Origin of the sequence: Plantactinospora sp. B5E13, assembly GCF_039871775.1 — a bacterium.
Taxonomy (GTDB): Bacteria; Actinomycetota; Actinomycetes; order Mycobacteriales; family Micromonosporaceae; genus Plantactinospora.
On sequence record NZ_JBDPLT010000032.1, the window covers coordinates 62,657 to 84,016 of the forward strand.

Below are 21,360 nucleotides of genomic sequence, written 5' to 3' on the forward strand. Positions count from 1 at the left end.
CTGTTGATCTTTGCTTGCCGTTCATCTCACGGCCGGCTGCCGCTCGCTCCTCCGTGTCACCTTCCGAGCCGGAAGCCCAACGTCAACGGAGAAGTGATGCCCTCGAAGAAGAGATACGGGGCGCTGGCCGCGGTGGCGGTCGCCGCCGGCACCATGGCCGGCGCCACCACCACCGTGGCCGGCGCCGGCACCGCCCCCGCCGGCAAGCACCACCCGGCTCCGCAGCTCGCCTTCGACCGGACGGCCACCTACCCGGTGTTCCAAAACCGGCCGGCGGGCGAAGACCCGGCCAGCCCGACCGTCGCGGAGATCTCCACGGTCAGCGCCGACGGGCGGACCCTGATCTACACCGACGCGCTGGCCCGGCGGATCGGTTTCCTGGACATCACCGATCCGGACCGGCCGCGCGGCCTCGGCACGCTCTCCCTGACCGAACTCGGCGACGCCGAGGACGAGCCCACCTCCGTCGCGGTGGTCGGGCCGTATGTCCTGGTGGTGGTCAACACCAGCGCCGACTACACCGACCCGTCCGGTCGGCTCGATGTGATCCGGCTCGCCGACCGCAAGCGGGTGACCAGCTTCGACCTCGGTGGTCAGCCCGACTCGATCGCGATCAGCCACGACCGGCGGTATGCCGCGATCGCGATCGAGAACGAGCGGGACGAGGAAGCGACCCCGGCCGGTGGCGAGGAGGGCGACCTGCCGCAGGCGCCCGCCGGCTTCGTGCAGATCGTCGACCTGACCGGCGGTACGCCGACGGGCTGGCGTACCCGGAAGGTGGCGCTGACCAACCCGGACGGCACCGCGCTGCCGGCGCTGACCGCCGCCGGGCTGGCCGGACCGACCGACCCGGAGCCGGAGTACGTCTCGATCAACAACCGGAACCAACTCGCGGTGACCCTGCAGGAGAACAACGGCGTTGCCCTGGTCGACCTGCCCAGCGGCCGGATCACCACGGTCTTCGGGGCCGGCACCGCCACCGTCCGGGGCATCGACACCGAGGACGACGGCGGAATCAACCTGACCGGTTCGATCACCGACATGCCGCGCGAACCGGACGCGGTCGCCTGGATCGACGACCGCTACCTGGCCACCGCGAACGAGGGCGACTGGCGGGGCGGCAGCCGCGGCTGGTCGGTCTTCGACAGCCGGACCGGCCGAGTCGTATGGGACGCCGGCAACGGTTTCGAACGGCTCGCGGTCGAGTACGGCCTCTTCAACGAGGACCGGTCGGGCAAGAAGGGCACCGAACCGGAGGGCATCGCGGTCGCCGAGTTCAACGGTGTCCGGTACGCCTTCGTCGGCTCGGAGCGGAGCAACTTCGTGGCCGTCTACGACCTGAGCCGGCCGACCGCGCCGGTGTTCCGGCAGGTCCTGCCGGCGACCAACGGCCCGGAGGGGCTGCTGCCGATCCCGTCCCGGAACCTGCTCGCGGTCTCCAGCGAGGAGGACGACGCCTCGGTCAACGTCCGGGCCTCGGTGACGCTCTACCGGTTGGGCAAGGGTGCGCCGAGCTTCCCGACCATCGTGTCGGAGCCGACGCCCCGGGGTGGGGTGCCGATCGGCTGGGGTGCGCTGGGCGCGCTCTCCGCCGTACCGGGCAAGCCGCACCTGCTGCACAGCGTGACCGACGCGGCGTACTCACCGACCCGGATCCTGACCGTCGACCCGAGGCGGGAGCCGGCGCGGATCATCGGCGAGCTGACCGTGAAGGCGGCGGACGGCACCCCGGTCGGCTACGACGCGGAAGGGATCTTCACCCGGCCGCAGGGCGGGTTCTGGCTCGCGGTCGAGGGTGCCACCGGCGCCGGCAACCAGCTGGTCCGGCTGGACGCCGCCGGCATGACCCGGCAGGTCGTGGCACTGCCGGCGGAGGTCGCCGCCGGCCTCGGCAAGCAGGGCCTCGAGGGCGTCACCGCGACCACCGACAGCCGGGGCCGGGAGATCGTCTGGGTGGCGCTGCAGCGCGAGGTCGCCGGCGACCCGACCGGGGTGGTCCGGCTCGGCCGCTACGACGTGGCGGCCGGTACCTGGAGCTGGTACGGCTACCGGCTGGAGAGCACGACCACGCCGGGCGACTGGATCGGCCTCTCCGAGATCACCGTGGTCGGCGACCGGCTCGCGGTGATCGAACGGGACAAGCTCAACGGCCCGGCCGCAAAGCTGAAGCGGATCTACACCGTGGGACTGCCGCGCACCGCGGCGGCGCCCGGTCCGCTTCGGGTGCTGCCGAAGACCCTGGCCTACGACGTCCTGCCCGACCTGCGGGCGACAAACGGCTGGACCCAGGAGAAGCTGGAGGGACTGACCGTGGCCGGCGACGGCCGGGTGTACGCGATCACCGACAACGACGCCGTGCAGGACGCGACCGGGGAAACGGTCTTCCTCCGCCTCGGCGATAACCGGAAGGTGTTCGGGACGAAGCGCTGACCCGGAAGCTGTCGCTCGGAACGGCCGTCGGGATCCTCTCGGCGGCCGTTCCCGTGCTCGGGCCCTCCTCCGACCAGGTCGCCACCCGGCCGGGCGTGGATCCGCTCCGGCCGGTCAGATCTGCTGGCCGGCGACGACCGAGAGGAGCTGGAGTTTCTCGTGACTCTCGGTTCCCGGTGTGGCGGTGAAGACCTGCAGCAGCTGGGACTGGTCGGGGTCGACCAGCACCTGGCAGTGCAGTTCGAGGAGGCCGACCTGAGGGTGGTGGATGCGTTTCGGACCGCAGTACGGGCCCGGTACCGGATGTTTCTGCCAGAGCTCGGCGAACTCCGGGCTCGCGGCGAGCAGCGTCCCGACGACGGCGGCCGCCGCCGAGCTCGCCCCGTCCCGGGTGTACGCCCGGTGCAGGTCCGCGGCGAGCAGTCGACCGTGCGCGGCGTGGTCTTCTGGAAGGTAACTCCGACGGGCGTCCGGGTCGGTGAACCAGCGGTAGTGCAGGCTGCGCGCCATACCGGAGTAGCCGGTCTCGTCGCCGAGCAGCGTGCGGGCCAGGCGGGTCTGCCGGAGCGTCTCGCCGAGATCGCTCACCACCTGGGCGGCGGCGCCGTCGAGCCCGTCGAAGATCCGCATCATCCCCGGGTTGACGTGGTCGGCGCGGCGCACCCGGCGCGATGTGGCGTACCCGCCGAGTCGGAACAGGTGGTCCCGCTCCTCCAGCGAGAGCCGTAGGCCACGGGCGATCCCGGCGAGCACCTGCTCGGAGGGGTGCGGACCGCGCTGCTGTTCGATCCGGCTGTAGTAGTCGGTCGACATGTCGCTGAGCGCGGCAACCTCCTCGCGACGCAGCCCGCCGGTACGCCGCCGCCGGTGTCCCCGGGGCAGCCCGACATCCTCCGGTTGCAGGGCCTCACGTCGAGTCCGGAGGAACTCGGCGAGACGTTCACGCTCCATGATCGCTCCTTCGGCTCCGTGTGTCAGCGGACGAACTCCACCTGGGCCAGTCGTTCCGAGACGTCCCAGAGCCGGGCCGCCTCGGCTTCGTCCCGGGCGGAACGGTAGAGGGCCAGTTCCTTCGGCCCTCCGGTGAACTGTCCGAGGCCGTCCGGGCCGTAGAACCTGCCGCCTCGCGCCCGCGAACTGGTCGCGGCGTAGAGGGCGGGCAGCAGACCAGCCTCCACGTCCTGCACGAACAGGCCCCAGCGGAGCAGCCGTCGCATGACGGCCTCCTGCCGGGAGGGCCGGGACCGGCCCAGGTTGGGGCCGGAGGCGTACAGGTTGGTCAGGGTGGTGCCGGGGTGGGCCACGTTGCTGCTGATGCCCCAGCCGGCGGTCCTGCTGCGTCGGTCCAGTTCGAGGCCGAAGTGCAGGGTGGCCAGCTTCGACAGGTTGTATGCCCGGACCGCCGAGTACTTCCGCTCGCTCTGCAGGTCGGTCCAGTCGATCTTCGCGAACCGGGCGGCGCTGCTCGACATCGTGGTGACCCGGGCCTGCCCGGCGCTCAGCAGCGGCAGCAGGCCGGCGGTGAGCGCGACGTGGCCCACGTGGTTCGTCCCGAACTGCAGCTCCAGGCCGTCCTGGGTGGTGTGCCGGGTAGCCGGTGCCATCACTCCGGCGTTGTTGACCAGGAGGTGGACTGGACGGCCCTCCGCGTGCATGGTGTCGGCGAATGCCCGGATCGAGGCGAGTGAGGCGAGGTCGAGGCTCCGCGTCGAGATCTCCGCCCCCGGCACCACCGCGCGCACCTTTTCGACAGCCGCTGCCCCCTTGTCCGGGTTGCGAACCGGAAGCACCACCTCGGCACCGGCCTGGGCGAGCCGCCTCGCCAGCCCCAGCCCGAGTCCGTCACTGCCGCCGGTCACCACGGCGAGCTTCCCGGTCAGATCGGGTACGGTCACGTCCTTCACAACAACTCCCTGCTGGACGATGTTTCCTTCGTTGCGGAGCCCACGGTCGCACCAGGGTTGACCGGTAACCAGGTGCGGCCCGTCCAGGGATCGGTTGTCCCTGGCGAGGCCGTGAGCACGCGCTCCGAGGATGGTCCGGACCGCGCGGGTCCCGGGCGCCGCGCGCCTCGAACTCCGCGGTGATCCGGCGCTGCGCGGGTTGACTCCGGCCAGGGAGACGGCGGAGCCGAGGACGGAGGCAGCGGCTGTGACGGCTGCGTGCCGTGTCACCGGATCGCGCGGATCCGGCCCGAATGACCGATCCGGGGTGGCCGTCCGGCAGCCGCGCTGTCAGTCGACCCGCGCGGGCCAGGCGGCCGCGAGCAGCGTACGGGTGTCGGCCAGCAGTTGCGGCAGCACCTTGGTACGACCGATCACCGGCATGAAGTTGGCGTCCCCGCCCCACCTCGGCACCACGTGCTGGTGCAGGTGGGCGGCGATTCCGGCGCCGGCCACCCCGCCCTGGTTCATCCCGAGGTTGAACCCGTGGGCGTTGCTGACCTGTCGGATCACCCGCATCGCGGTCTGGGTGCAGGCGGCCAGCTCGGCCGTCTCGGCGACGTCCAGCTCGGTGTAGTCGGCGACGTGCCGGTACGGGCAGACCAGCAGGTGCCCCGGGTTGTACGGATAGAGGTTGAGCACCACGAAGACCCGTTCGCCCCGGTGCACCACCAGGTTGTCGTCGCCCTCCCGTTCCGGGGCGAGGCAGAACGGACAGCCGGTCGGCTTCTCGTGCCCCTCCCCCGGTCGGTCGTCACCGGCGATGTAGGTCATCCGGTGCGGGGTCCAGAGCCGGTCGAGTCCGTCGGCTGTGCCGATCTCCGCGTGGGGCGCCGCGCCTGTCACGCCGACGATCCTACGACCGCCCTCGGATCGGCGACTCACCCCGGCCCGGCGCCCACCGCCGAGCCGGAACCGGGGCGGGGCCGGGTGACCCGCGTCGGGATCAAGCCTGACCGCCCAGAGCGGGGCCCCCCCGCCCCCCCCCACCCCCACCACCCGCCCCGGGCCCGGCGCACACGTCGGCGGCCACCACCGGCTCGGCGCTGGGGCCGGAGTTGGTCCGGGACCGGACCACCTCGACCACGTGCGCCACCGCCTCGGCCAGCGGTACGCCGTTGCGCTGCGACCCGTCCCGGTAGCGGAACGAGACCGCGCCCGCCTCCACGTCGGCGTCACCGGCGATCGCCATGAACGGGATCTTCTGCTGCTGGGCGGTCCGGATCTTCTTCTGCATCCGGTCGTCGGAGGTGTCGACCTCGGCGCGGATCCCCTCGGCGCGTAGCGCGGCGACGAACTCGGCCAGGTGCGCCCCGTGCTCCTCACGGATCGGGATGCCGACCACCTGGACCGGGGCGAGCCAGGCCGGGAAGGCGCCGGCGTAGTGCTCGGTCAGCACGCCGAAGAAGCGTTCGATCGAGCCGAAGAGCGCCCGGTGGATCATGACGGGCTGCTGCCGGGTGCCGTCCGCGGCCTGGTACTCCAGGCCGAACCGGGCCGGCTGGTTGAAGTCGACCTGGATGGTGGACATCTGCCAGGTCCGCCCGATCGCGTCCTTGGCCTGGACGCTGATCTTCGGCCCGTAGAAGGCCGCGCCGCCCGGGTCCGGGACCAGCTCCAGTCCGGACGCCTCGGCGGCGGTCCGCAGCGCCTCGGTCGCCTCGGTCCAGTCGGCGTCGGAGCCGATGAACTTCGGCGAGTCGTCGCGGGTCGACAGCTCCAGATAGAAGTCGTCGAGGCCGTAGTCGCGGAGCAGGTCGAGGACAAACGCCAGCAGCGTGGTCAGCTCACCCGGCATCTGCTCCCGGGTGCAGTAGATGTGCGAGTCGTCCTGGGTGAGTCCGCGTACCCGGGTCAGGCCGTGCACCACGCCGGACTTCTCGTACCGGTAGACGGTGCCGAACTCGAAGAACCGCAGCGGCAGCTCCCGGTACGACCGCCCGCGTGCCCTGAAGATCAGGTTGTGCATCGGGCAGTTCATCGCCTTGAGGTAGTACTCCGCACCCTCCAGCTTCATCGGCGGGAACATGGTGTCGGCGTAGTACGGCAGGTGGCCGGAGGTCTCGAACAGGTTGGCCTTGGTGATGTGCGGGGAGTTGACGAACTCGTACCCGGACTGTTCGTGCTTGATCCGCGAGTAGTTCTCCAGCTCGCGGCGGATGATGCCGCCCTTGGGGTGGAAGACCGCCAGGCCGGAGCCGATCTCGTCGGGGAAGCTGAACAGGTCCAGCTCGGCGCCGAGCTTGCGGTGGTCGCGCCGGGCCGCCTCCTCCAGCAGCTTCAGGTAGGCCTTGAGCTGGTCCCGGGTCGGCCACGCGGTGCCGTAGACCCGCTGCAGCTGCGGGTTTCGCTCGTTGCCCCGCCAGTACGCGGCGGCGGAGCGCATCAGCTTGAACGCGCCGATGAGTCGGGTGTTCGGCAGGTGCGGTCCCCGGCACAGGTCGGACCAGCAGACCTTGCCGCTGTCGGCGTCGAGGTTGTCGTAGATGGTGAGGTCGCCGGCGCCGACCTCCATCACCTCGCCGGCGTCGAGCCCGCTGCCACCGGTAGAGTCACCGGCGCCCTTGATGTCGATCAGTTCGAGCTTGAACGGCTCGTCGGCCAGTTCGGTTCGGGCCTCCTCCAGGCTGTCGAACCGGCGCCGCCGGAACCGCTGGCCGGACTTGATGATCTCCTGCATTCGCTTTTCGAGCTTGCCGAGATCGTCCGGCTGGAACGGCCGGTCGACGTCGAAGTCGTAGTAGAAGCCGTTGTCGATCGGCGGCCCGATGCCGAGCTTCGCCTCCGGGAAGATGTCCTGGACGGCCTGGGCGAGCACGTGCGCGGTCGAGTGCCGCAGCACGTTGAGGCCGTCCGGGGAGTCGAGCCGGACCGGCTCGACCGGGGTGTCGACGTCCGGGATCCAGTCAAGATCGCGAAGGTTTCCCTCCGGGTCGCGGACCACCACGATCGCTCCGGGGCCGCTGGCCGGCAGTCCGGCCGCGGCCACCGCGTCGGCCGCCGTCGTCCCGGCCGCGACGACGACGGGGTCGGCCACGACAGGGGTACGGGCTTCGGACACGACGGCTCCTTCGATCTGGACGAATCGGACCACACCGGTTCCCCGGCTGTGGGAGATGCTATCGGTCCTGCGTTTTCCTCCTGCCGGCACCGTGACCTCGGCGTTAGATTGACGCCGTGACCGCCGTGGACGCCATCAGCGCGCTGCAACGCAGATACGAGACCTTCTTCGCCAGCCAGCCCGGGGTGCCGTTCGCGGTCGCCCCGGCCGGCGGGCCGGCCCGGACCCTCGGCACCGGCGACCCCCAGTTCACCATCGTGATCAAGGACGAACGTGGCGCGAAGGCGCTGGCCGCGCTCGACCAGTTCGCGGTCGCGGTGGCATACCTGCAGGGTTCGCTGGACGTGGACGGCGACCTCGCCGCCGCGCTGCGGATCCGGTCCTTCTTCAGCGACCGCCACCCGATCGCCTTCCTCGGCCGGTTCGTCCCGGCGCTGGTGCGGGGCCGGCGGGAGGACGACCGACGGTCGATCTCCCACCACTACGACGAGGACTCCGAGTTCTTCCTGACCTTCCTCGACCGACGGCACCGGTGCTACACCGAGGGGGTGTTCGCCTCGGATGACGAGCCGCTCGAGGACGCGATGACCCGAAAGATGGACCTCGCGCTGGAGGCGATCGGGGTCAAGCCCGGCGACCACGTGCTGGAGGTCGGCGGTGGCTGGGGCGCCTTCGCCGAGCACGCCGCCCGCAGGGGCATCCGGGTCACCACCACGACCCTGGCGGCGGAGTCGGAGCGTTACCTGGTCGACCTGTTCGCCCGGGAGCGGCTGCCGGTCCAGGTGGTACGGCAGCACATCTTCAACTACTCGCCCGGTGAACGGTACGACGCGATCGTCAACATGGGGGTCACCGAGCACCTGCCGGACTACCGGACCACCCTGCGCAAGTACGCCGAACTGCTCCGTCCCGGCGGCCGGGTCTACCTCGACGCGCTGGCGATGCGCCGCAAGCACGTCGTCTCGACCTTCATGAAGCGGTACGTCTATCCGGGCGCCTCCGCCCCGCTGCTGCTGCACCAGTACCTGCGGCACGTGGCGCACTCCCCGTTCGAGCTGCTGAGCCTGGTCGACGACCGGCACAACTACTACCTGACGTGCCGGGAGTGGGCGCGTCGGCTGGACGACGCCCGGGACGAGATCGCCCGACGCTGGGGCGAGCCGCTGTACCGGCGGTTCCGGCTCTTCCTCTGGGGTTCGGCGGCCGGTTTCGACACCGGACTGGTCCAGGCGTACCGCTGGGTGCTGCAACTGCCGCCGGCCCGGTGACCGGCCGGCCCGGGCCAGGGGCCGCGGCGGGCGGGCGACACCCCAGTTGACCCTGGGAGCGCTCCCGAATATGGTCGGTCCGAGCCGGTCGAACGACAGTTGTCGATCCATGCGGTCCCGTACGACGGGGAGCGGCGCCGGACGTGCGGAAACCCGCCCGCCCGAGAGGACCTCCCGTGCGCCCGCGAACCGTCGCGCTCCCCCGCCTCCTGCTGATCGTCACCGCGTTGACCCTGGTCGGGGTCGGCGTACCCGCCCCGCCGGCGGACGCCGCCGCCCTGCCGTACCAGGACCCGGGCCGCGCCGTGCCGGACCGGGTCGACGACCTGCTGGCCCGGATGACCCTGGACGAGAAGATCGGCCAGATGACCCAGGGCGAGCGGGCCTCGGTCACCCCGGCCGACATCACCACCTACCGGCTCGGCTCGGTGCTCTCCGGCGGCGGCTCCGCACCGACCCCGAACACCGCCACCAGCTGGGCGGAGATGTACGACCGGTTCCAGAACGCCGCGCTGGCGACCCCGCTGGGCATCCCCATGATCTACGGCTCCGACGCCGTGCACGGGCACAACAACGTGGTCGGCGCGACGATCTTCCCGCACAACATCGGCCTCGGCGCCACCCGCGACCCCGACCTGGTCCGCCGGATCGGCCGGGCCACCGCCGAGGAGGTCGCCGGCACCGGCGTCAACTGGACCTTCGCCCCCTGCCTCTGCGTGGTCCGCAACGACCGGTGGGGCCGCTCCTACGAGTCCTTCGGCGAGCGGCCGGACCTGGTCAGCTCCATGACCACGGTGGTCGACGGGCTGCAGGGCGCGACCCTGGACGCCCCGGGCTCGATCCTGGCCACCGCCAAGCACTACCTCGGCGACGGCGGCACCACCAACGGCACCGACCAGGGCAACACCCAGCTCTCCGAGGCCGAACTGCGGGCCGTACACCTGCCGCCGTTCGCCGAGGCGGTCCGCCGGGGCGTCGGCTCGGTGATGATCTCCTACAGCAGCTGGAACGGACAGAAGCTGCACGGCCACGCGTACCTGATCAACGACGTGCTCAAGGGCGAACTCGGCTTCGACGGCTTCGTCGTCTCCGACTGGAACGGCATCGACCAGCTCGACGGCGCCACCGGCTTCACCGCCGCCGAGGTACGCCAGGCGGTGAACGCCGGCATCGACATGGTGATGGCGCCGACCGGCTGGCGGCAGTTCATCACCCAGCTGCGGGCCGAGGTGCAGGCCGGACGGGTCAGCCAGGCCCGGATCGACGACGCCAACCGGCGGATCCTGACGAAGAAGTTCGAACTGGGCCTCTTCGAACGACCGCTGGCCGACCGGTCGTTCACCCCGACGGTGGGCAGCGCCGCCCACCGGGCACTCGCCCGGGAGGCGGTGGCCCGGTCACAGGTGCTGCTGAAGAACGACGGCGACATCCTGCCGCTGGACCCGGCGGACAACCGGATCTTCGTGGCCGGGAAGAGCGCCGACAACATCGGGTACGCCAGCGGCGGCTGGACCATCTCCTGGCAGGGCGGCAGCGGGGCGATCACCCCGGGCACCTCCATCCTGCAGGGGATCCGCAACGCGGTCGACCCGTCGACCACGGTCACGTACAGCAGCTCCGGCAGTGGGATCGACAACTCGTACCGGGCGGCGATCGCGGTGGTCGGCGAGACGCCGTACGCCGAGGGGCGTGGTGACCGGCCGAGCGGGATGGGGTTGGACAGCACCGACCTGAACACCCTGAACACACTGCGTGCCGCCGGGGTGCCGGTGATCGTCGTACTGGTCTCCGGCCGGCCGCTGGACGTCGCGGGGCAGGTGCCGAACTGGGCCGCCCTGCTCGCGTCCTGGCTGCCCGGCACCGAGGGAGCCGGCGTCGCCGACGTACTCTTCGGCGGGTACGCCCCGACCGGCCGGCTGCCGGTGAGCTGGATGACGAGCGCCAGCCAGCAGCCGATCAACGACGGCGACGGCAAGACCCCGCTCTTCCCGTACGGCTTCGGGCTGGGCTACGACAGCGGTTCCGACCCCGAACCGCCGGTCGACACGAGCGCGCCGACCGCTCCGGGCACCCCGGTCGCCACCGGCACCACCGCCTCCGGCACCACCCTGAGCTGGCCGGCCGCCACCGACAACGTCGGCGTCACCGGCTACCGGGTGTACCGGACCAGCGGCGGCACCCAGACCCTGCTCGGCACCGCCAGCGGGACGACGTACCAGGTCACCGGGTTGGTTGCCGGGACGACGTACCAGTTCCAGGTGGTCGCGGTCGACGCCGCCGGCAACGTCTCGGCGCCCTCGCCGACGGCGAGCGTGACCACGACCGGCGGGCCGGCCTGCCAGGTCACCTTCCGGGTCGACCAGTGGGATCCCGGGTTCACCGCGAACGTGACGATCCGCAACACCGGCCCGACCGCACTCACCGGCTGGACCCTGACCTTCACCTTCCCCTCGACCGGGCAGCGGATGGTCCAGGGCTGGTCGGCGCGGTGGTCCCAGTCCGGTACGACGGTGACCGCGACGAACGAGTCCTGGAACGGCAACCTGGCCGTCGGCGCCACCGTCGGGATCGGGTTCAGCGGCACCCACACCGGGGTCAACCCACCGCCCACCGACGTCACGCTCAACGGCCAGCCCTGCGGTCTGGGCTGATCCGGGTCGATACCCGGGCCCCGGACCGGGCGTCGCCCCTGGTCCGGGGGCCGGTCGGGGTGGGCCGGCCCCCGGACCGCCCCGACCCGCCGGCCGCCGATTCACCCGACTTGCCATGGGCAGTACGGTCATCAGGTGGCCACGGTGCTTTTGGTCGAAGACGACCATGTCGTACGCGGAGCGATGCTGCGCTCCCTGGCCGACCGCGGGCACGCGGTGCACGCGGTCGGTACGGCGCTCGATGCCCTGCGCCGGGTAGCCGCCCAGACCCCCGACCTGGTCGTCCTCGATCTCGGGCTGCCCGACCTGGACGGCGCCGACGCGCTGCGCATGCTGCGTGGCATCACCGACGTACCGATCATCATCGCCACCGCCCGCGACGACGAGCAGGCGATCGTCCGGCTGCTGCGCGCCGGCGCCGACGACTACATGGTGAAACCCTTCACCGGGGCGCACCTCGACGCGCGGATCACCACCGTGCTGCGCCGGGTCGGCCGGGCCAGCCGCACGGTGGAGCCGGCGGTGCACGCCGTCGGCGGGCTCCGGGTCGACGTCGGCGAACGCAGCGCCCACCTGGACGGGGTGCCGCTGGCCCTGACCCGTAAGGAATTCGACCTGCTGGCCTACCTCGCGGCCCGACCCGGCCGCGTCGTGTCCCGCCGGGAACTGTTGGAGGAGGTATGGCGGCAGCCATCGGTCGGCGAGGATCAGACCATCGACGTGCACCTGTACTGGCTCCGCCGCAAAATGGGCGAGTCCGCGGCGAAGCCGCGCTACCTGCGCACCGTGCGGGGGGTCGGGTTCCGGTTGGTGGTACCGGACTGAGGCTCGCCCTGGCGTACCTCGGCGCCGGGATGACCACCATCGTCGCACTGGCCTTCCTGATCCCCCTCGGTACGGCGTTGCAGCGCGACGCCCGGCAGGAGGCGCTCGGCGACGCGGCCCGACGCAGCGCGCTGGTCCGGGGTGCGTTGTCGGTCAGCGCCGACCCGGCGGCGGTACGCCAGGTGATCAGCACCGCCGGTGCCAACGCGGCGGCCCCACCGGTCGTGCACGGCCTGGACACCGGCGGCACCCCGCGCGCCGAGGCGGCCGACGTCGACCGGGCGGTCCGGGAGGGCACCCCGGTCGTCGCGGACGTGCCGGGCGGGGTGGTCCGACTGGAGCCGGTGCCGGTCGCCGGCCGGGTCCTGGTCGTCGAGGTCTTCGTCACCGAGGCTGCGCTGACCGCGGGGACCGGGGGCACCTGGCTGATCCTGATCCTGGTCGCGATCGGGCTGGTGGTGGCCTCGGTGATCGTGGTGGACCGGCTGGCCGCCCGGGCGGTCGCCTCGGCCCGGGGGCTGGTCCAGGCCGCACTCGCGGTCGGGAACGGTGACCTCGGGGTACGGATCCAGCCCAGCGGTCCCCGGGAACTGGCCGAGGCCGGGTACGCCTTCAACCGGATGGCCGACCGGCTGGTCGTCTCCCGCACCGACGAACGGGAACTCGTCGCCGACCTGTCACACCGGCTGCGTACGCCGCTGACCGTACTGCGCCTCGACGCCGACGCGCTCGACTCCGACGACACCAGTGTCGGCTCGTTCAGCGCCGCCGAACTCGACCGCCGACGGACCATCCGACGGATCCGGCAGGCGATCGTGACGCTGGAGGGCGAGATCGACGTACTGATCAACACGACCCGCAAGACGATCACCCAGGAGGCGGCGCCGGGTGACTGCGACGCCAGCGAGGTGGTCCGGGACCGGATGGTGTTCTGGTCCGCGCTCGCCGGTGACCAGAACCGCGACCACCGGGTGCTCGGCGCGCACACCCGGATCCCGGTCCCGGTCCCCCGGGCCGAGCTGGCGGCGGCGTTGGACGCGGTGCTGGGCAACGTGTTCCGGTACACCCCGCAGGGCACCGCCTTCGAGGTCGCGGTCTCCCGCCGGGACGGCTACGTCGCGATCCGGGTCGACGACGCCGGACCGGGCATCGCGGATCCGGACCGGGCGCTACGCCGGGGCGCCAGCGACCAGGGCTCGACCGGGCTGGGGCTGGACATCGCCCGCCGGGTGGCCCAGCAGGCGCACGGCTCGGTCAGCATCGACCGGGCCCGGCTCGGCGGCGCCAGTGTGGTGATGCTGCTGGCCGATCCGGACGCGGCGCCGCGCCAGGTGAGCCGGTTCGGGCTGGTCGGACGGCTCGCCCGGGAACGGGATTCCGGCACCCGCCGGCGCTGGGGTCGGCAGGGCTCGGACAGTTGAACCGAGCAAAGTTCTGGTTGGCCGCAAGTCTTCCTTAGGACTGGCTTAACGACGGACCACCCCGGCCCGCCCGCTGGCACGATCAGAGGCGATCCCATCCCGCTCCACCGGGCCACAACCCACAGATGTCCGCCCCAACCCGGCCCGGGGAGTCACGCGCGCGGCGGGGACACGGTCCCCCACACCAGGTTCCCGCCGCGCGCGATCAGCACCACACCGGCGGCGTCGTTCACCGACCGCCGCCACGGGCAGTGTCGCCCCCCTGATCGCTGGCCCGGCGCGGCCGCCCGCAGCACCCCGCGCCGGGCCAGCCTACGTGTTCGGTGCCGGGAAGGGGCCCTTCCTGGCGCCGGGCGCTGGCCGGCGACGCGGAAGCGACCCCTCCCGACGGCAGGGCGGACCAGGACGGTCGAAACGGGCGTCAGGCCGAGGCGAGGTAGGCGTCGATCTCGGCGGTCAGCTTGGCCTTCTCCGGCTCCGGCAGGAACGACACCGTGACCGCGTTACGGGCCAGCCCGGCCAGCCCGGCAGGGTCCAGGCGGAGCAGGTGGGCGGCGACCGCGTACTCGTCGTTCAGGGTGGTACCGAACATCGGCGGGTCGTCCGAGTTGATGGTCACCAGCACACCGGCCTCGACGAGCCGGGGCAGCGGGTGATTCTCGATCGTGGTCACCGCCCGGGTCCGGACGTTCGAGGTGGGGCAGACCTCCAGCGGAATCTGCCGCTCGGCGAGGTACTCGAGCAGTCGCGGGTCGCGGGCCGCGGAGATGCCGTGCCCGATCCGCTCGGCGCCGAGCTCACGCAGCGCGTCCCAGACCGTCTCCGGCCCGGTGGTCTCGCCGGCGTGCGGTACGGAGCGCAGCCCGGCCGCCCGCGCCTGGTCGAAGTACGGCTTGAACTGCGGCCGGGGTACGCCGATCTCGGGACCGCCCAGCCCGAAACTGATCAGCCCGTCCGGTCGCTCGTCGAGGGCGATCCGCAGGGTCTGCTCGGCCGCCGGAAGTCCCGCCTCGCCCGGGATGTCGAAGCACCAGCGCAGCACCACGCCGAGTTCCGCCTCGGCCGCGACCCGGGCGTCCTCGATCGCCTCGCAGAACGCCGGCGCCGGGATCCCCCGGTGCACGTGCGAGTACGGCGTGACGGTCAGTTCGGCGTACCGGACCTGCTGCCGGGCCAGTTCCCGGGCCACCTCGAAGGTGAGCAGCCGGACGTCGTCCTGGTCGCGGATCAGGTCGACGACGCTGAGGTAGATCTCGACGAAGTGGGCGAAGTCCCGGAACTCGAAGTAGCCGGCGAGCGCCTCCGGATCGGCCGGCACCCGGGTCCGGCCCTCGTGCCGGGCGGCGAGTTCCGCCACGATCCGTGGCGACGCGGAACCGACGTGGTGGACGTGGAGTTCGGCCTTGGGTAGTCCGGCGATGAAGGCCGACAGGTCGGTCACGGAGATCTCTCCCTAGGATCGGGCGCCGGTACGGGCGACGAAGAAGATACGGCGGAACGGGAAGGACACCAACCCGTTTCGGACCGGGTAGGCGGCCGAGAGCCGGTCGCCGAGCACGCGGCGGAAGTCCGTCCACGCGGCGTCGTCGAGGACGGCTCGGACCGGCCGCAGTCCGGTCCCCTCCAACCAGCTCAGGACCGGGTGTACGGCGTCGTCGCGAGCCGGTAGCAGGTGCACGTAGTTAGTTTCCCAGGCGTCGACCTGGCAGTTCGCGTCGGTCAGCAGCGTGGCGTAGCCCTCCGCGTCGTCGACCGGCCCGTCGGATCCGGACGCCCGCCCCACCGGGTCACCGGATCCGACGGCGACCGGCGGGTGCGGATCCGGCAGGCCGGTCCCGCCGGCGGGACCGTGGCGGAGCACCGGGGCGACCACGTCGCGCCAGGGGGGTTCGGCGGCGAGGGTGCGCAGCGTGCGGTGCGAGGGGGCGTCGAAGTTGCCGGGGACCTGGACCGCGAGCCAGGCGCCGGCGGGCAGGTCCCGGGCCCAGCGCCGCAGCAACTCCCGGTGACCGGGAACCCACTGCAGCACGGCGTTGCAGACCACCACGTCGACGTCGGGGCCGGGCACCCAGTCCCGGACGTCGGCCACGGAGAACTCGATCCGACCGGCGGACGCGGCAGGCCGTTTCCGGGCGACGGCCGCCTCGATCATCTCGGGGGCCGAGTCCAGGCCGAGGACCCGGGCACCGGGCCACCGGTCCGCCAGGGTGAGGGTCAGGTTGCCGGGGCCGCAGCCGAGGTCGACGACGGTACGCGGCCGCTGCGCCCCGATCCGGGCGAGCAGGTCGTGGAACGGCCGGGACCGTTCGTCGCCGTACCTGAGGTAACTGGTCGGATCCCACATGACGTCCTCCACTCCGCGCCGGTAGATTTCCCAGCTCCCGGACCATGCCATACCGTACGTACGTCTTGCTAAGCGTACGCCGTCCGGCCCCGGACCGTCCGGCACCACTCCCGGGATAGGCTTCCCGCCGTGGAACAACGCAACTTTGCACGCCTGGACCGTCTGGTCGGCGTCGTCGGACTCGGCGCCTGGCAACTCGGCGCCGACTGGGGCCAGGTCAGCGAATCCGAGGCCCTGGCCATCCTGGACGCCGCCGTCGACGGTGGCGTCACCTTCCTGGACACCGCCGACGTCTACGGCGACGGACGCAGTGAGCAACTGATCGGCCGGTTCCTGCGCCAGCGCCCCGACGCCGGGCTCACCGTCGCCACCAAGATGGGCCGCCGGGTGCCGCAGACCCCCGAGGCGTACACGCTGGAGAACTTCCGGGCCTGGACCGACCGCTCCCGAAGCAACCTCGGCGTCGACGTCCTCGACCTCGTGCAGTTGCACTGCCCGCCCACCCCGGTGTTCCACACCGACGCGGTCTTCGACGCCCTGGACACCCTGGTCGCCGAGGAACGGATCCGGGCGTACGGGGTCAGCGTGGAGACCTGCGACGAGGCGCTCGCCGCGATCGCCCGGCCCGGGGTGGCCAGCGTGCAGATCATCCTCAACGCCCTGCGCCACAAGCCGCTGGAGCGGGTCCTGCCCGCCGCGTCCGCCGCCGGGGTCGGCATCATCGCCCGGGTCCCGCTGGCCAGCGGGCTGCTCTCCGGCCGGTACGACGAGAACACCACCTTCGGTGCCGACGACCACCGCACCTACAACCGGCACGGCGAGGCGTTCGACGTCGGCGAGACCTTCTCCGGAGTGGACTACCGGACCGGGCTGGACGCCGTACGCCGGCTGCTCCCGCTGGTCCCGGACGGCGCCACGATGGCGCAGTTCGCCCTCCGGTGGATCCTCGACCAGGCGGGCGTCACCGTGGTGATCCCCGGTGCCCGCAACGCCGACCAGGCCCGGGCGAACGTGGCCGCCGCCGACCTGTCCCCACTGCCGGCCGAGGCGGTGAAGACGGTCGCGAACGTCTACGACGAGCTGATCCGCCCCCAGGTCCACCACCGCTGGTGAGTACGCCGGAGGACGCCGGGCCCGCCCCGGCCGGAGAGGGGACGACGATGCGCGGCTGGCTCCCGCTCACGCTGGGGCTGCTCGCGATCGTCGTCGGCGCGCTCTGGACCCTGCAGGGGCTGGGCCGGCTGGCCGGCAGTGTGCTGACCGGCGAGACGGTGCTGGCGGTCGTCGGCCCGCTGCTGGTGGCCGCCGGGGTGGTCCTGCTCCGGGTCGGCCTGCGCGCCCGCGCCGACGGTCCGCCGTCCCGGGGTTCGGCGTTTCCGGGCTCCACGTCCTGAGTGGACGATCCGGCCGGCTCCGGACATCCGGCCCCCGGACACGCGTCGAGCCCCGCACCTGCGGGGCTCGACGTGGATCCGTATGAATCGTCACCCTAGGCCGGGGCACCGGCCGTCACGGAATCAGATGGGGCGAACCTGCTCAGCCTGCGGCCCCTTCTGGCCCTGAGCGATCTCGAACTCCACCCGCTGGTTCTCCTCCAGCGTGCGGTAGCCGCTGGTCTGGATGGCCGAGAAGTGGACGAACACGTCAGCACCCCCGCCGTCGACGGTGATGAAGCCGAAGCCCTTGTCTGCGTTGAACCACTTCACGGTTCCCTGCGCCATGTGTATCTCCTTCTAAAACTGGCGGCCGAGCACGCCGTGCGGCCGGTTGGCCGTTTTCGAGCAGCGGCGCCTTGAGTCGGCCCCCACGAAGGAGGACTTCCCTCGACCCACACTGTCTCAACAGCGTGGAACAGCAAACCACGTACGCAAAAACTTCGCATAGCCTACCCGACGAAATTCTCCGACATGTGACCTGAGAAGACCGTCGGACGCCCGCCGGCCATCGACCGGAGGGCAGGGCGTACGCCCGCCGAACCCGTGCCGAAGCTGCTGGTAAACGGTGGAACGACGGTCACCGTGGGGTGCGGATGGTCACCGGGATGTCGTAGTCCGAGAAGGTCACGGTCACCGTGCCGGACCCGCCCGGCCCGGGGAACGTGACCCGGTGCAGCAGTGGCCGGTCGACGCCGATCCAGAGCGTGCCGACGACGTCGCCGTCGACCCCGGGGGCCAGTGTCGCGAGGGCGGCACCGGGCAGGGTGCCACGGATCCGGTACGCCGGTACGCCGTCGATGCTCTCCCGGGCCTCGGTGCTGCCGCTGGCCGTGGCCACCAGGTTGGCCACCCCCCGGTCGGTGGAGAGGATCGCGGAGGGGTCGTAGATGCTGGCGGCGACCGACAACGGCACCCGTTGCCAGCCCCTGGTGAGGCCGTTGACGTACAGGCTGTCGCCCTTGACCACGAACGACAGGCGCAGCGGCGCACCCGCCTGGCTGAGCCGTGCGGTCCCCTCCGCCTCACCGTCGGCGGTGAGCACGCCCTCGGCGGAGCTGATGTCGAGCAGGGTGGCCGAGCCGTCGGTGGTGATGGTGAACCGCGCGCTCCGCACCGTCCTCAACTCGGTCGCCGCGGCCGTCAGCAGTTCGTCGGCCCGCGGCAGCGAGGAGGCGGCGCCGGTCTCCCCGGCCGGCGCCGGCGTCCGGTCCCCGGTGCAGGCGGTGGAGAGGGCGAGCAGCAGGGACAGCGCCCCGGCGAGCGCGAGGGATCGTCGCATAGCCGAAGCGTACTCACGACCGCCCGGTCGGCCGGTCCAGCGACCGGTGGAGCCGCCGACGGTCAGTCGGGCCAGCGACCGGTGACCCGCCGGACGCCGACCGCGCCGCCACGGTCCACGGCGGCCCGGACCACCGCGAAGATCGCTCCCTGCAGCGCCGCGGCGGCCAGGATCTCGCCCCAGCCCCGGTGCTCGTCCGTGGCGTCCGGGGCGTCACCGTCGCCGGAGGCGAACTTCCACACCTGTCGGAACACCGCACCGGCCGCCACCCCGGCGGCCATGCCCAGCAGGATGCCCACCGGTCGGTAGGCCACCTTGCTGACCGTCCTGCTCATTCGCGTGCCCTCCCTCAGGCCCCACCCGGACCGACCGGTCGTCGGTCGGATACCTCATCCGACGGGCCCGGGCCGGTCGGATACCTCAACCGCCGGTGGCCGGGCCGGTCACCCTCGTCTTGCCCGGGCCACCAGCAGCAACGCCGCCAGCGCGAGCGCTCCGGCGGCGGCGACCACCCAGGGCACCGGATGCCGCAGCGCCACCGATCCGGCGTCGTGCACGGAGGTCCGGACCGACGTCGTGGTCCGCGCGGCCCGCTGTCGCATCCGGGCGCGGGTCTGCGCCGCCGATCCCCTGATCCGCGCCTTGACGTCCGCCTTGGCCGCCAGCGCCTGCACCGTCTCGCCGAGTTCGGCCCGGGTCTGCCGGATCTCGGCCCGTAGCGCCTCGGGATTGCCGCTTCCGTTGCTGCGGTTCATGCCTGTCCCCTGTCCCGCACCGCGGAGGCGACCACCCGTACGTCGGCCCGGAGACTGTCCGCCGTCGCGGTCGGCACCGGCGGCACCGCCCGACGGAGCCGCCGTCGCCCGGTCAACGCGACCACACCGGCGACCAGGAACAGTCCTCCCGCCACCACCAGCGCCGCCGCCCAACCGGGCAGCACCAGCGCGAGTGCCAGCACCGCGGCGGCGGCCAGCACGCCGAGCCCGCAGAGGGCCAGCACCCCGGCACCGCCGAACAGCCCCGCCCCGATCCCGGCCTGCCGCCCCTTCTCGGCGAGCTCGATCCGGGCCAACGCCAACTCGTCGCGGACCAGCCGCGACAGCTGCTCGGTCGCGCGCTGCACCAGTTCCGCGGTGGACTGCTCCGCGACCGGTCGGGCGGAATCGCGTACGACATCAGCCATGCTGTCCTCCTCATCCGGTCCCTGGGGTGTATGCCCCGGTCGCCCGCCGTTCAATCCTGATGTCCGGACCGGGAGGCGGCGTGCCGACAGCACACCCGGCACCCCCGGTTCGCCGCTCCGCCTCGCCCGGGGCGGTCCGGACCGCCCCGCGGAGTTCCGTTGTCGTAAGTGTCCGCCACGGACCGGCCCGATGACGGCTGATCGGGCAGGTCGGAAGGGTGGTACGGCGAACCGGGCGCGGCGGGGCGGGTCAGCGCGGCGGGGCCTCCGCCGGTTCGTCCGGACCGAGGAAGGCACTGCTGCGCGCCTCGCCGTCGTCGTCGCCACCGAAGAGGCGGGCGTCGTCCGGAGGCTCGTGTTCCGTCGTACGCCGTCCGGCGGGCTGGCGTCCGGACGGCGCCGAGGTGGGGGCCGGTGGCCGCGTCCACTGCCAGGGCAGCCGGCCGGACGCGTCGCCGACCTCGGTACGCAGCCGGGGCAGCGCCGTCGGCCGCTGGTCACGCAGCCACCCGACCAGGTGCTCCCGGACCAGGCAGCGCAGGTCCCACAGCCGCGGCGCGTCACCCGCGCTGACCAGGGCCCGCAGTCGGACCACACCGCCGACCGCGTCGGTGACCTGCAGTACGCAGGTCCGCCCGTCCCACAACTCGGTCCCCTCGACCAGGCGACGCAGTTCCTCCCGCATCGCCTGGACATCCACCGACCAGTCGACCTCGAACTCGGCGGTGCCGAGCACGGCGGCCTGGGTACGGGTCCAGTTCTGGAACGGCTTCGTGGTGAAGTACGACGTCGGCAGGATCAGCCGCCGGTCGTCCCAGATCTGCACCACGACGTAGCTGAGGGTCAGTTCCTCGATCCGCCCCCACTCCCCCTCGACCACCACCACGTCGTCGAGCCGGACCGCGTCGCTGAACGCGAGCTGGACCCCGGCGAAGACGTTGCCGAGCACGCTCTGCGCGGCCAGCGCGGCGATCGCGCCGATCACCCCGGCCGAGGCGAGCACACTCGCGCCGATGCCCCGGACCCCGGGGAAGGTCATCAGCATGACGCCGACGGTGAGCACCACGATGACCGCGATGGTGATCCGGCGCAGCATGACGATCTGGGTCCGGATCCGGCGCGCCTGCCGGTTGTCCGGCACGTCGATCCGGAACCGGGCCAGCGCGGTGTCCTCGGTGACCAGCAGCAACGACGCGACCAGCCAGGCGACGGTCGCGATGACGGCCAGGACGAGCAGGTGCAGCAGGGTCCGGCGCCAGTGTGTGCCGACGCCGTACCCGGTGCTGAACCGGATGCCGAACTGCAGCGCGACCACGGTGGCCGCCACCTGGAACGGACGGTGGGCGTGCTCGGACAACTCGGCGAGCAGTACGGAGCGCCGGCCGAGCCGGCGCACGATCCGGTGGACCAGTTCCACCACGACGAGCGCGAACACCGCCGCGCCGACCGCGATCACGACCGTCCAGAGGTAGCTGTCCAAGATCTTCCTTTCCCCGGCAGCGGGCCGGTCGTCCAGGGG

The 21,360-nt window shown here is 72.2% G+C and carries 18 protein-coding genes and 1 pseudogene; 7 read left to right on the forward strand and 12 right to left on the reverse strand.

Annotated elements, in window-relative coordinates; genetic code table 11:
• Nucleotides 1–96 precede the first annotated feature (96 nt).
• Complete coding sequence (locus tag ABGB05_RS24925; protein ID WP_347655947.1) at nucleotides 97–2,430, forward strand: esterase-like activity of phytase family protein; 2,334 nt, start codon at nucleotides 97–99, stop codon at nucleotides 2,428–2,430.
• Nucleotides 2,431–2,544: 114 nt separating this feature from the next.
• Here ABGB05_RS24925 and ABGB05_RS24930 read toward each other — a convergent pair whose 3' ends face one another.
• The 4 genes and pseudogenes from ABGB05_RS24930 to thrS all read right to left on the reverse strand — a co-directional run.
• Nucleotides 2,545–3,381, reverse strand: coding sequence for a helix-turn-helix transcriptional regulator (locus tag ABGB05_RS24930; RefSeq protein WP_347655949.1), 837 nt, complete (start codon nucleotides 3,379–3,381; stop codon nucleotides 2,545–2,547).
• A 23-nt stretch (nucleotides 3,382–3,404) separates the two neighbouring features.
• Nucleotides 3,405–4,334, reverse strand: a complete 930-nt coding sequence (locus ABGB05_RS24935; RefSeq protein ID WP_347655950.1) for an SDR family oxidoreductase — start codon at nucleotides 4,332–4,334, stop codon at nucleotides 3,405–3,407.
• A 330-nt stretch (nucleotides 4,335–4,664) separates the two neighbouring features.
• The gene (locus tag ABGB05_RS24940) at nucleotides 4,665–5,147 is read right to left on the reverse strand and encodes an HIT domain-containing protein (RefSeq protein WP_347655975.1); all 483 of its coding nucleotides are present in this window, start codon (nucleotides 5,145–5,147) and stop codon (nucleotides 4,665–4,667) included.
• 268 nt (nucleotides 5,148–5,415) lie between these two features.
• Nucleotides 5,416–7,434: pseudogene (thrS, locus tag ABGB05_RS24945) on the reverse strand (threonine--tRNA ligase); the annotation flags it as partial.
• A gap of 116 nt (nucleotides 7,435–7,550) precedes the next feature.
• Between thrS and ABGB05_RS24950 the strand changes: the two are divergent.
• The 4 genes from ABGB05_RS24950 (at nucleotide 7,551) to ABGB05_RS24965 (ending at nucleotide 13,599) form a co-directional block, all read left to right on the forward strand.
• On the forward strand, nucleotides 7,551–8,702 hold the full coding sequence (locus ABGB05_RS24950) for a class I SAM-dependent methyltransferase (protein WP_347655952.1): 1,152 nt from the start codon (nucleotides 7,551–7,553) through the stop codon (nucleotides 8,700–8,702).
• Between the two features lie 176 nt (nucleotides 8,703–8,878).
• Nucleotides 8,879–11,353, forward strand: a complete 2,475-nt coding sequence (locus tag ABGB05_RS24955; protein ID WP_347655953.1) for a glycoside hydrolase family 3 N-terminal domain-containing protein — start codon at nucleotides 8,879–8,881, stop codon at nucleotides 11,351–11,353.
• Nucleotides 11,354–11,488: 135 nt separating this feature from the next.
• On the forward strand, nucleotides 11,489–12,178 hold the full coding sequence (locus ABGB05_RS24960; RefSeq protein WP_331217042.1) for a response regulator transcription factor: 690 nt from the start codon (nucleotides 11,489–11,491) through the stop codon (nucleotides 12,176–12,178).
• Between the two features lie 29 nt (nucleotides 12,179–12,207).
• Nucleotides 12,208–13,599: a HAMP domain-containing sensor histidine kinase gene (locus ABGB05_RS24965; RefSeq protein WP_347655955.1), complete on the forward strand. Its 1,392-nt coding sequence runs from the start codon at nucleotides 12,208–12,210 to the stop codon at nucleotides 13,597–13,599.
• Between the two features lie 421 nt (nucleotides 13,600–14,020).
• Here the strand turns inward: ABGB05_RS24965 and ABGB05_RS24970 are convergent, their stop codons facing one another.
• Together ABGB05_RS24970 and ABGB05_RS24975 are read right to left on the reverse strand one after the other, a co-directional pair.
• Complete coding sequence (locus ABGB05_RS24970) at nucleotides 14,021–15,040, reverse strand: adenosine deaminase (RefSeq protein WP_347655956.1); 1,020 nt, start codon at nucleotides 15,038–15,040, stop codon at nucleotides 14,021–14,023.
• 12 nt (nucleotides 15,041–15,052) lie between these two features.
• On the reverse strand, nucleotides 15,053–15,943 hold the full coding sequence (locus ABGB05_RS24975) for a methyltransferase domain-containing protein (protein ID WP_347655958.1): 891 nt from the start codon (nucleotides 15,941–15,943) through the stop codon (nucleotides 15,053–15,055).
• Between the two features lie 129 nt (nucleotides 15,944–16,072).
• Here ABGB05_RS24975 and ABGB05_RS24980 point away from each other — a divergent pair, with 129 nt between their 5' ends.
• Both ABGB05_RS24980 and ABGB05_RS24985 read left to right on the forward strand, forming a co-directional pair.
• The gene (locus ABGB05_RS24980) at nucleotides 16,073–17,056 is read left to right on the forward strand and encodes an aldo/keto reductase (protein WP_347655959.1); all 984 of its coding nucleotides are present in this window, start codon (nucleotides 16,073–16,075) and stop codon (nucleotides 17,054–17,056) included.
• A gap of 47 nt (nucleotides 17,057–17,103) precedes the next feature.
• A complete protein-coding gene (locus tag ABGB05_RS24985; RefSeq protein ID WP_347655977.1) occupies nucleotides 17,104–17,337 on the forward strand; it encodes a hypothetical protein in 234 nt (77 codons plus the stop codon).
• A gap of 123 nt (nucleotides 17,338–17,460) precedes the next feature.
• On the opposite strand, the gene ABGB05_RS24990 is transcribed toward ABGB05_RS24985, so the two are convergent.
• From ABGB05_RS24990 to ABGB05_RS25015, 6 genes are all read right to left on the reverse strand, one after another.
• On the reverse strand, nucleotides 17,461–17,664 hold the full coding sequence (locus tag ABGB05_RS24990; RefSeq protein ID WP_007075740.1) for a cold-shock protein: 204 nt from the start codon (nucleotides 17,662–17,664) through the stop codon (nucleotides 17,461–17,463).
• A 292-nt stretch (nucleotides 17,665–17,956) separates the two neighbouring features.
• Nucleotides 17,957–18,658 (reverse strand): LppX_LprAFG lipoprotein, encoded by a 702-nt coding sequence (locus tag ABGB05_RS24995; RefSeq protein ID WP_347655963.1) that lies wholly within the window; start codon nucleotides 18,656–18,658, stop codon nucleotides 17,957–17,959.
• A gap of 62 nt (nucleotides 18,659–18,720) precedes the next feature.
• The gene (locus tag ABGB05_RS25000; protein WP_347655965.1) at nucleotides 18,721–18,993 is read right to left on the reverse strand and encodes a DUF4235 domain-containing protein; all 273 of its coding nucleotides are present in this window, start codon (nucleotides 18,991–18,993) and stop codon (nucleotides 18,721–18,723) included.
• A gap of 108 nt (nucleotides 18,994–19,101) precedes the next feature.
• Nucleotides 19,102–19,413: a DUF3618 domain-containing protein gene (locus ABGB05_RS25005; protein WP_347655966.1), complete on the reverse strand. Its 312-nt coding sequence runs from the start codon at nucleotides 19,411–19,413 to the stop codon at nucleotides 19,102–19,104.
• Nucleotides 19,410–19,841: a phage holin family protein gene (locus ABGB05_RS25010; RefSeq protein WP_347655967.1), complete on the reverse strand. Its 432-nt coding sequence runs from the start codon at nucleotides 19,839–19,841 to the stop codon at nucleotides 19,410–19,412. The genes ABGB05_RS25005 and ABGB05_RS25010 overlap by 4 nt, the downstream gene beginning before the upstream one ends.
• Nucleotides 19,842–20,091: 250 nt before the next feature.
• The gene (locus ABGB05_RS25015; RefSeq protein WP_347655978.1) at nucleotides 20,092–21,321 is read right to left on the reverse strand and encodes a mechanosensitive ion channel family protein; all 1,230 of its coding nucleotides are present in this window, start codon (nucleotides 21,319–21,321) and stop codon (nucleotides 20,092–20,094) included.
• Nucleotides 21,322–21,360: the final 39 nt, after the last annotated feature.

Bases quoted from the DNA above. Each gene is read 5' to 3' on its own strand.
- ABGB05_RS24940 (WP_347655975.1), bottom strand. From the start codon at position 5,147: ATGACCTACATCGCCGGTGACGACCGACCGGGGGAGGGGCACGAGAAG.
- ABGB05_RS24925 (WP_347655947.1), top strand. From the start codon at position 97: ATGCCCTCGAAGAAGAGATACGGGGCGCTGGCCGCGGTGGCGGTCGCC.
- ABGB05_RS24930 (WP_347655949.1), bottom strand. From the start codon at position 3,381: ATGGAGCGTGAACGTCTCGCCGAGTTCCTCCGGACTCGACGTGAGGCC.
- ABGB05_RS24990 (WP_007075740.1), bottom strand. From the start codon at position 17,664: ATGGCGCAGGGAACCGTGAAGTGGTTCAACGCAGACAAGGGCTTCGGC.
- ABGB05_RS25010 (WP_347655967.1), bottom strand. From the start codon at position 19,841: ATGGCTGATGTCGTACGCGATTCCGCCCGACCGGTCGCGGAGCAGTCC.
- ABGB05_RS25000 (WP_347655965.1), bottom strand. From the start codon at position 18,993: ATGAGCAGGACGGTCAGCAAGGTGGCCTACCGACCGGTGGGCATCCTG.
- ABGB05_RS25005 (WP_347655966.1), bottom strand. From the start codon at position 19,413: ATGAACCGCAGCAACGGAAGCGGCAATCCCGAGGCGCTACGGGCCGAG.
- ABGB05_RS24985 (WP_347655977.1), top strand. From the start codon at position 17,104: ATGCGCGGCTGGCTCCCGCTCACGCTGGGGCTGCTCGCGATCGTCGTC.
- ABGB05_RS24965 (WP_347655955.1), top strand. From the start codon at position 12,208: ATGACCACCATCGTCGCACTGGCCTTCCTGATCCCCCTCGGTACGGCG.
- ABGB05_RS24995 (WP_347655963.1), bottom strand. From the start codon at position 18,658: ATGCGACGATCCCTCGCGCTCGCCGGGGCGCTGTCCCTGCTGCTCGCC.
- ABGB05_RS24975 (WP_347655958.1), bottom strand. From the start codon at position 15,943: ATGTGGGATCCGACCAGTTACCTCAGGTACGGCGACGAACGGTCCCGG.